The sequence below is a fragment of the Streptomyces sp. NPDC005281 genome (assembly GCF_040607495.1).
Classification (GTDB): Bacteria; Actinomycetota; Actinomycetes; order Streptomycetales; family Streptomycetaceae; genus Streptomyces.
Window position 1 is genome coordinate 56,280 of sequence record NZ_JBEXGX010000041.1, and the last position, 11,827, is coordinate 68,106.

Genomic DNA, 11,827 nt, shown 5'->3' on the forward strand with positions numbered 1-11,827 from the left:
CCCCTTGATCAAGAAAGACGGGTACCTGACAGGACACCCGTACGAAACGTCGCCCTCTACTGGATCTTTCACCAGCCGATGGGCGTGACTTTACTTCCCCTTGAGTGGAACCGTCGGCGCCCGGATATCCTCCTAAGCCTTACGGGGGCGTGCGCCCCGAGGTCCTGAACCTTTCGATGGGTGCGGAGAATGATCGAGGCAGTCGGCCTGACGAAGCGCTACGGCGCCAAGACAGCCGTGTACAACCTTTCCTTCCAGGTCCGGCCGGGTGCCGTCACCGGGTTCCTCGGGCCCAACGGCTCGGGCAAGTCGACGACGATGCGCATGATCCTCGGCCTCGACAACCCGACCTCCGGGCAGGTGACGATCGGCGGTTTCCCCTACCGCAGGCTGCCGAACGCACCCCGTCAGGTCGGCGCGCTCCTCGACGCCAAGGCCGTCCACGGCGGCCGGAGCGCGCGCAGCCACCTGCTGAGCCTGGCCCAGCTGTCGGGCATCCCGGCCCGCCGCGTGGACGAGGTGCTCGGCGTCGTCGGTCTCCAGGAGGTGGCGCGAAAGCGCTCCAAGGGCTTCTCGCTCGGCATGGGCCAGCGCCTCGGCATCGCCGCCGCGCTCCTCGGCGACCCCCAGGTGCTGCTCTTCGACGAGCCGGTCAACGGCCTCGACCCCGAGGGCATCCTGTGGGTGCGCAACCTGATGAAGGCGCTCGCCGCGGAGGGCCGCACGGTCTTCGTCTCCTCGCACCTGATGAGCGAGATGGCGCTGACCGCCGACCACCTCATCGTGATCGGCCGCGGCCAGCTGCTGGCCGACCAGACCATCAAGGACTTCATCTCGCACAACTCGGCCGACTTCGCCCGGGTGCGCACCCCCGACACCGAGCCGCAGCAGCGCGAGAAGCTGACCGCCGCGCTGACCGAGGCCGGTGGCCAGGTGCTGCCCGAGCAGGACGGCGCGCTGCGCGTCACCGGCCTGCCCCTCCCCCGCATCAGCGACCTCGCGCACTCCTCCGACGTCCGCCTGTGGGAGCTGTCGCCGCACCAGGCCTCGCTGGAGGAGGCGTACATGCGGATGACGCAGGGCGCCGTCGACTACCGCTCGACCGTGGACCAGAAGGCCGGGCTCCAGCAGCAGCTGCCGCCGGGCGCCATGCCGCCGCCGCAGATGCCGGTGGCGGGCCAGGGCCAGCCCGGCTGGTACGCGCCCCTGCCGCCACAGCAGGGCGGGCAGCCGTTCGCCATGCCGCAGGCCGCGCCCCACGGTGCTCCCGCGGCCCCGGGCGCGCCCGCTCCCGGCCCGTACGGCGCTCCGGCCGCCCCCGGCGCCCCGGCCGTCAACCCGTACGCCCAGGCCCCCGCCGGACCGCCGGCGCCCGTCGCCGCGCCCGCACCGGCTCCCGCGGCCGAGGCCGTCCCCGAGTCCGCATCCACGCCCGCGCCCGCCGCCGACCTGACCAAGCCCGAGGACGCCCGATGAGCACGCCCCAGCCCCCGATGCCGCAGCAGGCCGGCGCTGCCCCCAACTGGCAGGCTGCGCCCGGCACTTCGTACACCTCGCCGATCCCTGTCACCCGCACCCACCTCGGGCATGCGCTCAACTCCGAGTGGACGAAGATCAAGTCGGTGCGCTCCACGATGTGGACGCTCGGCACCTTCCTGCTCCTGGTGATCGGCATCGGTTTCCTGGTCGCCGCGCAGACCACCAACGAGGACTTCCGGGACATCCCGTTCACGGTCCCCGCGTTCATCGGTCTGCTGCTCGGCCAGCTCTGCCTGCTCACGCTGGGCGTGCTGGTGGTCTCCTCCGAGTACGGCACGGGCATGATCCGTACGACGTTCACGGCCTCGCCGCAGCGGTACCGGGTGCTCGCCGCCAAGCTGATCATCTTCTTCGCGGTCGCGTTCACCATCTCGGCGCTCTCGATCGGGCTCATCGGTCTGTTCACCGCGAGCCTGCACAGCGGCGACGCCCACGCCCCGTGGGTCGGCACCGTCTTCATGGGCGCGCTGTACGTCTCGCTCCTCGGCGTGCTCTCGCTCGCGGTGGGATCGATGCTGCGCCACTCGGCGGGCGCGATCACCACGATGCTCGGCATCGTGCTGCTGCCGTCGATCCTGCCCGCGTTCCTGATGATGTCCGACACCCTGCGGACGATCGGCGAGAAGATGCAGGAGTACGCGGCCATCAGCTCGCTCGCCCGGGTCTTCCGGCTGGACAGCGAGAGCGGCAACGGCGCCGCCCAGCTCGGCCTGCTCGCCGCGGTCACGGCTGCGGCCGTCGCCGCCGCCTTCGTGCTGCTGGAGCGCCGCGACGTCTGACGCCCGCGCCCGCCCGGCGGCCCGAGGCCGTACGGCGCGAGCCCGACCGGCCGAAGGCGCCTAGAACCTCGGCGCGTTACGGGACCGCTGCACCCTCGAGGTGCGGCGGTCCTTCGCGTTCCAGCAGGCCTTGTGCCAGTGCCGCCGCTCGTCGACGCCGGAGTGCTCCGGCCAGGCCACCACGTGCGGCACCCCGGAGGGGATCAACTGGTCGCAGCCGGGACAGCGGTAGGTCTTTCCCTGCGTGTTCGCGCCCGCCACGTGGCGCACGCTCCACTCGTCGCCCTGCCAGCTCTCCGTGGACTGCCAGCCGCCGTAACGGTCCGACGAGTCCTCCTCGGGGCTCATGCCGGACGAGCCGGCATCCTTCGGACGGTTGCGACGCGGGGACAAGGGACACCTCACGGAGCTATACAGGGAGCAGGGGCCGACTCCAGCCTACGCGGGACGCTCACGGGTACGCGTACTCCGCCAACCCGCACAGATCCCCCTTCGGACGATCCTCGGGTGGTCTTCGGACAGCCCAATTCCCAGACAATCCGCAAATCCCTCCGCAAGGCCGTGTCTTCGGCACGTGTCAGGCGGTTATGCCGGGTGGGGGAGCTCCGTGTCGGAGCCGAGGAAGCAGGAAGTTCGATGCACGTTGGAAGCTTTGTACTGGCCGCCCAGTTCCCTGGCCAGGGCCAGGGAGAGGCCCTGCACCGCGCGGTGCGGTCGGCCGAGGTCGCCGAGGAGGCCGGGCTCGACGCGGTCTGGCTGGCCGAACACCATTTCGTACCGTACGGGACATGCCCGTCGGCCATCACACTCGCCGCGTATCTGCTCGGCCGCACCGACCGGATCCGGGTCGGCACGGCGGTCAGCGTGCTGCCCACCGTCCATCCCGTCGCCCTCGGCGAACAGGCGGCCCTGCTGCATCTGACGTCCGGCGGGCGGTTCTCGCTGGGGGTGGGCCGCGGGGGCCCCTGGGTCGACCTGGAGGTCTTCGGGGCGGGCCTCGCAGCGTACGAACACGGGTTCCCTGAGTCACTCGATCTGCTGATCCGCTGGCTCCGCGACCCGACCGTCGCCGGCACCTCCGAGCGGTTCCCGTTCCGTGAAGTCCCCGTCGTACCACGCCCGTCGGAGGCACTGTGCGGCGCTCCGGGCCCCGAGGTCGTCGTGGCGTGCACCTCGCCCGCGAGCGTCCGGCTCGCTGCCGAGCGCGGGCTGCCGATGCTTCTGGGCATGCACATCGGGGACGAGGAGAAGGCCGAAATGGTCGCGCTGTGGAGGCGGCACGCGCGCACGGCGGGCCGCCCGACGGAGGAGATCCTCACGGCCGCCCATGTCTCCGCGGGCGTCTGCCAGATCGCGGACCGCCGCACCGACGCCGTCGAGACGCTCGTCAAGGCGATGCCGGGCTGGCTGAAGCAGGGCCTGGACGCCCATGTGACGGTCGACGGCCGCGCCCGCTCGATGCGGGACCCGGTGGCGTACACCGAACTGCTCTGCGGGCTGCACCCGGTGGGCACCCCACGGCTGTGCGCCGACCGGCTCGCGGCGACCTCGGAACGGACCGGCATCGCACGCTTCGCCCTGCTCGTGGAGGGTTCGGGCGACCTGGCGGCGACCGAGGAGAACGTACGGCGGCTCGGGGCCGAGGTGCTGCCCCAGCTCAGGTGACCGTACGAGGTCCGGCCCGGCGGGCCGGACACACGGGGAGCTTGCCGCCCCAGTACCAATGCACCTCCCGCGTACGGAGCGGCAAGCAATGCGGCATCAGTGCGTCAGCAGTCCCTGAACTCCGGGGACTGGTTGAGCAGCTGACTGCGGACCGAGGTGAAGCGTGCCAGCGTGTCGTCCACCGAGTCGTCCAGTGGGAACACCGCCACCCGGTGGCAGTTCTGGAAGGCCAGCCGCACTCCGAAGTGCCGCTGCAGCGCGCCGCGTATCGCGTCACTCGCGAGCGCACGCAGCAGCTGGCCACGTGCCTGCTCGTCCGGCGGAGGCGTCTGGTTGTCGGCGAAGTTGCCGCCGTCCACCTTCAGCTGGGCCACCAGGGAGCTGATCATCTCCCACGCGTAGGGCAGGGAGGTCCGGACGCAGTCGACGAATTCAGCTTCATCGACCTCGCCTCGCTCGGCCTGTTGGAGTAGGGCCGGTGAGACGTCGAGCGACATGGGTACTCCTCTCGCACCCCCATACCTCGGGGGTTGCCGGACAGGGACGGGGGTCGCGATATCGAACACGCTGAGTACATGCATCGCGACCTCCCGTTCATACGGTAAGCATCGGCAGGTGACGGCACCAGGAGAATGGGCACATAGCGAACTCCCGGTAGGCCGACAATCGGCCACGGCGGAACAGGGGATCTTCAGGATCAATGGGGTGACCCGCGGAAACGCCGGCCGGGCCGGGCGACGGAAGCCGTGGGGGCAAATGGGGCGAACCGCTGGTTCCTCGTCAAGGCCCCGCCCGGGCGGAGGATGCGGGCCCGGCACGAGAATCGCGTGCACCACCGCCGGTCGAGTAGCGTTGCCGACCATGCGTCTCGTCATTGCCCGCTGTTCCGTGGACTACGCGGGCCGGCTCACCGCCCATCTCCCGTCGGCTCCCCGCCTGATCCTCGTGAAGGCGGACGGCAGCGTCTCCATCCACGCGGACGACCGGGCCTACAAGCCCCTCAACTGGATGTCGCCGCCCTGCACACTGAAGGAGGGGTCAGGCGACGACGAAGGCACCTGGACCGTCATCAACAAGGCGGGCGAGAAGCTCATCATCACGATGGAGGAGATCCTCCACGACTCCTCGCACGAACTCGGCGTGGACCCCGGCCTGATCAAGGACGGCGTGGAAGCGCACCTCCAGGAGCTGCTCGCCGACCGCATCGAGACCCTCGGCGAGGGCTACTCGCTCATCCGCCGTGAGTACATGACGGCCATCGGCCCGGTCGACATCCTGTGCCGGGACGCCGAGGGGCGGACCGTCGCCGTGGAGATCAAGCGCCGCGGCGAGATCGACGGCGTGGAGCAACTCACGCGCTACCTGGAGCTGTTGAACCGCGATCCGCACCTCGCGCCGGTCCGCGGCGTCTTCGCCGCCCAGGAGATCAAGCCCCAGGCCCGCGTCCTCGCCACCGACCGCGGCATCGGCTGCACGGTCCTGGACTACGACGCCCTGCGCGGCATCGAGGACGACAAACTGCGGTTGTTCTGATCCCCGCGTTCCCTTGCGGCAGAGGGCCGGGTCCGCCATCGGACCCGGCCCTCTCCCTTGTTCCCTGCGGTCCGGCCGTACGCGCGGACCGTACGGTCAGATCACCGTGCCGCTCGGCGACGCCGTGGCGGAGCCGGTGCCGGCGGCCGCGCTGCCGTCCGGCGCCGCGGCCGTGGTGTGCGGCGAGCCGCTCGGCACGGGGCCGCTCGCGGAGTCCGAGGTGGCCGGGCTCGACGACGAACTGACCGACGGTGATGCGGACGGCGACGGGCTCGTGGAGGACTCCGACGGCGAGGGGCTAGACGGCTTGGGGGTCGGCGACGGCCGGTGCGTGGGCCGCTTCGACGTCGACGGGGACGGCGACTTCGAGGGCCCGCTCGTGCCGGCGCGCGTCCCGCTCGGTTCGCCGGTCGGCCGGCGGCTCGCCGTGGCCGAGGGTGTCGGGTCGTCCGTGGTGCCGTACGTGCCGTCGGGGCCCGGGTCGGTGGGCTTGGCCACGGCGCTCGGAGAGGAGTCGTCGCCCTTCTTCGGCGTGTCCGCCCCCAGGCTGTCGTCCTGGGCGTCCTGGGTCGCCGACGGGTTGCCGCCGACCTTCCCGGACGGGGTGTCGTCGTTGTGGTCCGAGGTCGCGCCGAGGGTCACCACGGTCCCGAGGACGGCGACGAGGAGCGCTCCCGCGCCGACGGCCACCAGGTTGCGCCGGGTACCGGCGACCAGCCTCCCCGCGACGCTCCGCGGCCCGGCCGCGGGAATGCCGGGGCCGCCCGGATGGGCGAGCACCACCGTTTCGCCCGACGGGTCGGTGGCCGCGTATCCGGCCGGAACGCCGCCGGGGGGCGACATCGACTCGTCGTGACGCGCGTCGGGCACCGCTTCGCCCGCCGGAGTGCGCCCGCCGGTGAGCTGAAGGGTTCCTGAGCGGTCGGTGATCAGCGCGAGGGCGCGGCGGCCGGCCGTGATGCCGCGCTTGTCGGCGAGCTCGCCGCGCATGGCGACGGAGGCCTCCAGCTCGGCGCGGGCCCGGTCCAGCTGGCGGCCGCAGAGCGCGAGGACACCCAACTCGTGGTGGAAGTAGGCCTGTTCCGCGACGTCGCCGGCCAGCTCGGAGGCCTCGACACCGAGACGCAGGACGCGTTCCCAGGCGCTCCAGTGGAGCCCCGAGGCGAAGGCGGGCGCCGCCGTGCGGGCGAGCCGGACGGAGACGCTCTCGTCGTTCTCGTCCAGCGGGGCGGTGGTGACCGGTACGAGCACGTCGAGGGCGGCGAGCACCGCGTCGGCCTCGGCGCAGACCCGCTCCGGGGTGACCGAGGGGTGCCCTGCCCACCAGGCGTAGTGCCGGGCGGCGGCCAGCGCGCTCTCCTGGAGCGTGTCCGCGTATCCGGAGACCTCCAGCTGGGCCTGCACCCCGGCGGCGAGCCGGTAGCGGGGGCCGACCGGGGAGACCAGCGCGGAGGCCGCGAGCTCGGAGAGCGCGGCGTCGGCGTGGGTGTCGCCCACGAGCGCGGGCAGATGGGCCTGGTGGGGCACCTCACCGCCGAGCGAGACGGCGAGACGCAGGGTGGCGCGCGCCGACTCGGTGAGGCGGGAGGCGAGCAGCGCGGCGGGCGCGGCGCCCTCGGCGAGGGAGGGCAGCGGCACGTCGGCGCCGTCGCCGGTCTCCAAGGGCGTGTCGGCCGGGGCCTGCTGGAAGACCCCGTAGTCGTCGAAGGCCTCTTCCCGGGCCTGGAGCCGGTCGCGCTGCCTCAGCAGCGCTCCGGCCTGTATGAAGCGCAGGGGCAGTCCCTCGGACTCGAACCAGAGGTCGCCCGCCCAGTTCGACTCGTCCTCGCTCAGGACGCGTCCGACGGCGCGCTCCAGCAGTTCGAGTCCGCCGCTGCGGTCGAGGCCGCCGAGGAGGATCTCCTCGACCTCGGCGTCGGCCGACGGGGCCGGTATGTCGGGGGTGGCCGCGATCGCGAAGGCGCACTCGGGAGTCGCGTCGAGCAGCCTGTCGAGGGCGCTGCCCCCGATCTCCGCGTCGTCGAGGACGACGACCGCGCCGATCTCGCGGACGAGCAGAAGCAGTTCGTCGTGGTCCGGGCGGTACTGAGGGGCTTCGTAGACGGTGGCGAAGAGGTCGTGCAGCACGTCGCTCGCGGTGCGTCCGTAGCCGGAGAGGCGGACGACGCCGTCGGGGGCGAGGTCCGCGCAGTCGTCGGCGACGGCGTCCAGGAGGACGGTGCGGCCCGATCCCGAGGGGCCGGTGAGCCGTACCGAGCGTCCGCGCGCGAGGAGGCGTACGAGCTGTTCGCGCTCCTCTTGGCGTTCGAGAAGCGGCAGCCGGGGCTGCGCCGGGCCGGGCGGTACGGGCGGCTGGGCCGCGCGGGCCAGTTCGGCGCGTTCGGCGGCCCCGCGCTTGGCCGGCGGCTTCGGCCGCTCGTGCGGCGGGCAGTTCTCGATCTCGCTGCCGTCGACGGGGTTGACGGTGAGCGCGAATTCGCCCGTGACAAGCCTGGCCGTGCGGACGGGCGCGGGTTTGTGCTGTCCGAGGTCGGCCGCGAGCGGGTCGCGTGACGGGCGCGGGCGGGTCGCCTGGCCGTCGTCGTCCTGGCCGTACTCCTCGGAGCCCCGGTCGATCGGGTCCATGTTCCAAGCCCCCCACAAGCGTCGAATGCCGATGCCCTCCCGGCCTGGCTGCACACCGCTTCGTCGCTTCTGGTCCGGTGCCCGCTCGTAGGGTTTCGGTCGGCGGGCAGCCGAACCCTAAACCTTCGCACAGTATCTACGAACAGGCGGGGTACCGCGCCGTCCGAACAGTCACAGCTTCGTGAGGATTGTGCACGTGGCACGCTCGGTGCGCCGGTCAGGGCACGTGCGCCGTCGCGCACGCGGAGCGGCACGGGCGCGCGCCCGGCTCACACCCGGGGCAGGGACTCGACCCCGATGCCACCCTCGATCGCCAGGATCCGGTGCAGCCGGGTGGCCACCAGGAGGCGCTGCATCTGCGGCGGCACCCCACGCAGTACGAGCCGTCGGCCGCACCGCCCGGCCCGTCGGTGGGCCCCCATGATGACACCGAGGCCGGTGGCGTCCCAGGAGTCCAGCTCGGACAGATCCAGCACGAGGTCGCCGGCTCCGTCGTCGACGGCCGAGTGCAGGACCGTACGGGCGTCCGCCGCGCTGCGCACGTCGAGGCGGCCCCCGACGACCAGCTCGGCGTGGTCGCCCCTGATGTACATATGCGCTCCCCGAGAATGCGTCTCGTAACTCCGCGTGTGTCTGCGTCTTCGCGTCTGCATGTTGTGCATGGTCTGACTGCCTGAGGGCCGCGCAGGTTGCCGTCTGTAAGCGAACCGATACCGAATTCACCTCATGGAGTGACATCCACGAGGTGTTCACGGTGTCCGTGGCACATGCGGCGACCGGATCCCGGCCGCCGCATGATCATTCAGTGCTTGTAGAAGCCCTGCCCGCTCTTGCGCCCGATGTCACCGGCGTCAACCATCCGGCGCATCAGTTCCGGCGGCGCGAACTTCTCGTCCTGGGTCTCGGTGTAGATGTTGCCGGTGGCGTGCAGCAGGATGTCGACGCCCGTGAGGTCGGCCGTGGCCAGCGGGCCCATGGCGTGGCCGAAGCCCAGCCGGCAGGCGAGGTCGATGTCCTCGGCGGTGGCCACGCCCGACTCGTACAGCTTCGTCGCCTCGACGACGAGGGCCGAGATGAGGCGGGTGGTCACGAAACCGGCGACGTCGCGATTGACGACGATGCAGGTCTTGCCGACGGACTCGCTGAACTCCCGCGCGGCGGCGAGCGTTTCGTCGCTCGTCTTGTAGCCGCGGACCAGCTCGACGAGCTGCATCATCGGCACCGGCGAGAAGAAGTGCACACCGACGACGCGCTCCGGGCGCTCCGTGGCCGCCGCGATCTTGGTGATCGGGATCGCGGAGGTGTTGGAGGCGAGCACGGTGTCGGGGCGGACGATCTTGTCCAGGGCCTGGAAGATCTCGTGCTTGACCTCGAGCTTCTCGAAGACCGCCTCGACGACGATGTCCGCGTCGGCGGCCGCGTCCAGGTCCGTGGTCGCCGTGATGCGCGCGAGCGCGGCGTCCGCGTCGGCCGCTTCCAGCTTGCCCTTGCTCACGAACCTGTCGTACGAGGCCCTGATGCCGTCGAGACCGCGGTTCAGCGCCTCGTCGGTGACATCGCGCAGAACGACGTCCCAGCCCGCCTGCGCGGAGACCTGGGCAATGCCGGACCCCATGAGTCCGGCTCCGATGACGGCGAGCTTCCCAGCCACTCAGACTCCCTTAACACGCTGCTTGTGTATGCCTCTTCGGCGGAGAGTAGCGTTCGGAAGGGGGTGGGAAACCCGTAAGTAACGCGTGTCACGGTCTCAGGGCGTGAGACGCCGGTCACGTCCGGTCCCGGGTCGTCGCCGGGCCGGGCGGGAGGCCCCGGGCACGTCCGGTCCGACGGCCGCCGCGGGGCCCCGCGGGAGACACCCGGCACGTCCGGCCGGGCAGCCGTCGCGGGGCCACAGGTCATCCGGCCGCTCGTACGGCGTAGTTGAGGACCTTCGCGCTCAGCAGCTCCTCCATGTCGTCGAGGAGCACGAGCATCTCCCGTGACACTTCGTCCGGATCGCGGCCGGCCATCATCTCGCTGCCGATGGCCGACACGACGGTCTGGTGCACCCAGTTGATCTGACCCGCGACGAGACCGGGCAGCGGGTCCCCGGGCGGCGCACCGCTCTCCTCGCGCAGCGACTCCTCCAGGTTGACGAGGATGTCCTGGCCCAGCGCCCACAGCCGCGAGCGGAGCGCGGGAGCCTCGTGGACGACCTGCATGAATCGGGCGTAACCCGCCATCAGGCCGAGCCGGGGAGAGACCGCCTCGACCTCCTCGCGCAGTTCGCGCAGGACGGCGGCGGCGGCCGACTCGCCCTTCGCGCGGCCGCGCACCCAGGGGGCGAGCCGGTCGGCGACGCCCGCGGAGCGGTCGAGGAAGAGGTCCTCCTTGGCCGGGAAGTAGTTGTAGACGGTGTTCACGGAGACGTTCGCGGCGTCCGCGATCTCCGCGACCGTCACCGCATCGAAGCCGCGCTCCAGGAACAGACCCGTGGCGACATCGGAGATGTACTGCCTGGTCTGCCGCTTCTTCCGCTCTCTGAGTCCCTCGGCCATGTCCGCATCGTAGCTTTCGCTGGACCTTCTGAATTTTTGGAGTCATTGCAAAATTACAGGGACTCTGTTTTTCTGGGCGCATGGCAATCATCAGCACGGCAGGTCCGGCCCGTACCTTCCGGACCAAGCAGGGACCGGTGGAGGCGGTGCGGGGCGTCGATCTCACGGTGCGCCGGGGCGAGATCCTCGGCCTCCTCGGCCCGAACGGCGCGGGCAAGACCACCACTCTCCGGATGCTCACCACCCTGCTCACGCCCACCGGCGGCGCGGCCACCGTCGCCGGCTGCGACCTGGCCGGCGACCCGGCCGGCGTGCGCCGCGCCTGCGGCTACGTGGCCCAGTCGGGCGGGGTCGACCCGCAGGTGACGGTGCGGGAGGAGCTCGTCACCCAGGGGCGGCTGTACCGCCTGCCGAAAGCGCGGGCGGCCGAGCGGGCCGAGGAACTGGCGGACGAACTCGGCCTCACCGAGGTGCTCGACCGCAGGACGGCCGTGCTCTCCGGGGGCAGGCGGAGGCGCCTCGACATCGCGCTCGGCCTCACCCACCGGCCCCGGGTCCTCTTCCTCGACGAACCGACGACCGGCCTCGACCCCGCCGGCCGCGCCGGCCTCTGGGATCTCGTCCGCCGGCTGCGCGACACGCACGGCACCACGGTCTTCCTGACCACCCACCACCTGGACGAGGCGGACGCGCTCGCCGACCGGCTCGTGATCGTCGACCGGGGCGTGGTGGTCGCCGACGGCACGCCCGGCGCCCTGAAGCTGGCCCACGGCGGCTCCCTCGACGCGACCCTCCAGGACACGTTCCTCGCCATCACCGGCCGCCGCCCCAAAGCCGCCGGAACCACCCCCCAGGGACTGTCTGACAATTCCCGTCTGCCCTGCGACGCCATGCACGCTCCCCCAAGCTCTTCGAGCAGGGGGCACCCCCACTCGCCGCACCGGCCCCAGGCCCGAGTACATCCAGTACACGGGCCTGGGGCCGGCACGCCGAGAGCACGCACCTGACGCCGCCGGGCCGCCCTTCGGGCGACGACGCGAATTGTCAGACAGGCCCTAGTACTCCAGCAGTACTTCGTGGCTTGACCTGGGGAAACGTCGAGCGGTGGGAGTGTAGCGGGCAGGATGCCGTCACGGACGGCTTCTGCCC

At 71.6% G+C, this 11,827-nt stretch carries 10 protein-coding genes and 1 pseudogene; 5 read left to right on the forward strand and 6 right to left on the reverse strand.

Features of this window, described 5'->3' with window-relative positions:
* The first annotated feature begins 189 nt into the window (after positions 1-189).
* Together ABZV42_RS36995 and ABZV42_RS37000 are read left to right on the forward strand one after the other, a co-directional pair.
* The gene (locus ABZV42_RS36995) at positions 190-1,476 is read left to right on the forward strand and encodes an ABC transporter ATP-binding protein (protein ID WP_355981598.1); all 1,287 of its coding nucleotides are present in this window, start codon (positions 190-192) and stop codon (positions 1,474-1,476) included.
* On the forward strand, positions 1,473-2,318 hold the full coding sequence (locus ABZV42_RS37000) for an ABC transporter permease (protein ID WP_355981596.1): 846 nt from the start codon (positions 1,473-1,475) through the stop codon (positions 2,316-2,318). The genes ABZV42_RS36995 and ABZV42_RS37000 overlap by 4 nt, the downstream gene beginning before the upstream one ends.
* A gap of 60 nt (positions 2,319-2,378) precedes the next feature.
* Here ABZV42_RS37000 and ABZV42_RS37005 read toward each other — a convergent pair whose 3' ends face one another.
* The gene (locus ABZV42_RS37005; protein WP_355981593.1) at positions 2,379-2,711 is read right to left on the reverse strand and encodes an ATP/GTP-binding protein; all 333 of its coding nucleotides are present in this window, start codon (positions 2,709-2,711) and stop codon (positions 2,379-2,381) included.
* Positions 2,712-2,954: 243 nt separating this feature from the next.
* Between ABZV42_RS37005 and ABZV42_RS37010 the strand changes: the two genes are divergently transcribed.
* Positions 2,955-3,983 (forward strand): LLM class flavin-dependent oxidoreductase, encoded by a 1,029-nt coding sequence (locus ABZV42_RS37010; protein WP_356055859.1) that lies wholly within the window; start codon positions 2,955-2,957, stop codon positions 3,981-3,983.
* Between the two features lie 104 nt (positions 3,984-4,087).
* Here the strand turns inward: ABZV42_RS37010 and ABZV42_RS37015 are convergent, their stop codons facing one another.
* Complete coding sequence (locus ABZV42_RS37015) at positions 4,088-4,480, reverse strand: SCO5389 family protein (RefSeq protein ID WP_266762851.1); 393 nt, start codon at positions 4,478-4,480, stop codon at positions 4,088-4,090.
* Positions 4,481-4,844: 364 nt separating this feature from the next.
* Here ABZV42_RS37015 and nucS point away from each other — a divergent pair, with 364 nt between their 5' ends.
* Positions 4,845-5,516, forward strand: a complete 672-nt coding sequence (gene nucS / locus ABZV42_RS37020; RefSeq protein ID WP_355981587.1) for an endonuclease NucS — start codon at positions 4,845-4,847, stop codon at positions 5,514-5,516.
* A 96-nt stretch (positions 5,517-5,612) separates the two neighbouring features.
* Here the strand turns inward: nucS and ABZV42_RS37025 are convergent, their stop codons facing one another.
* The 4 genes from ABZV42_RS37025 to ABZV42_RS37040 form a co-directional block, all read right to left on the reverse strand.
* Complete coding sequence (locus tag ABZV42_RS37025; RefSeq protein WP_356055861.1) at positions 5,613-8,141, reverse strand: ATP-binding protein; 2,529 nt, start codon at positions 8,139-8,141, stop codon at positions 5,613-5,615.
* Between the two features lie 269 nt (positions 8,142-8,410).
* Positions 8,411-8,734, reverse strand: a complete 324-nt coding sequence (locus tag ABZV42_RS37030) for an STAS domain-containing protein (RefSeq protein WP_261707178.1) — start codon at positions 8,732-8,734, stop codon at positions 8,411-8,413.
* A gap of 209 nt (positions 8,735-8,943) precedes the next feature.
* Positions 8,944-9,792 carry a 3-hydroxyacyl-CoA dehydrogenase family protein gene (locus ABZV42_RS37035; protein ID WP_355981581.1) on the reverse strand — a complete coding sequence of 283 codons (849 nt, stop codon included), beginning with the start codon at positions 9,790-9,792 and terminating at the stop codon, positions 8,944-8,946.
* Between the two features lie 244 nt (positions 9,793-10,036).
* Complete coding sequence (locus tag ABZV42_RS37040; RefSeq protein ID WP_356055863.1) at positions 10,037-10,678, reverse strand: TetR family transcriptional regulator; 642 nt, start codon at positions 10,676-10,678, stop codon at positions 10,037-10,039.
* An 80-nt stretch (positions 10,679-10,758) separates the two neighbouring features.
* Here ABZV42_RS37040 and ABZV42_RS37045 point away from each other — a divergent pair.
* Positions 10,759-11,502 (forward strand): annotated as a pseudogene (locus tag ABZV42_RS37045) (ATP-binding cassette domain-containing protein); the annotation flags it as partial.
* Between the last annotated feature and the right edge of the window lie 325 nt (positions 11,503-11,827).

Coding starts and splice junctions, on each gene's coding strand:
- nucS (WP_355981587.1), top strand. CDS start 4,845: ATGCGTCTCGTCATTGCCCGCTGTTCCGTGGACTACGCGGGCCGGCTC.
- ABZV42_RS37025 (WP_356055861.1), bottom strand. CDS start 8,141: ATGGACCCGATCGACCGGGGCTCCGAGGAGTACGGCCAGGACGACGAC.
- ABZV42_RS37010 (WP_356055859.1), top strand. CDS start 2,955: ATGCACGTTGGAAGCTTTGTACTGGCCGCCCAGTTCCCTGGCCAGGGC.
- ABZV42_RS37040 (WP_356055863.1), bottom strand. CDS start 10,678: ATGGCCGAGGGACTCAGAGAGCGGAAGAAGCGGCAGACCAGGCAGTAC.
- ABZV42_RS37015 (WP_266762851.1), bottom strand. CDS start 4,480: ATGTCGCTCGACGTCTCACCGGCCCTACTCCAACAGGCCGAGCGAGGC.
- ABZV42_RS37000 (WP_355981596.1), top strand. CDS start 1,473: ATGAGCACGCCCCAGCCCCCGATGCCGCAGCAGGCCGGCGCTGCCCCC.
- ABZV42_RS37030 (WP_261707178.1), bottom strand. CDS start 8,734: ATGTACATCAGGGGCGACCACGCCGAGCTGGTCGTCGGGGGCCGCCTC.
- ABZV42_RS36995 (WP_355981598.1), top strand. CDS start 190: ATGATCGAGGCAGTCGGCCTGACGAAGCGCTACGGCGCCAAGACAGCC.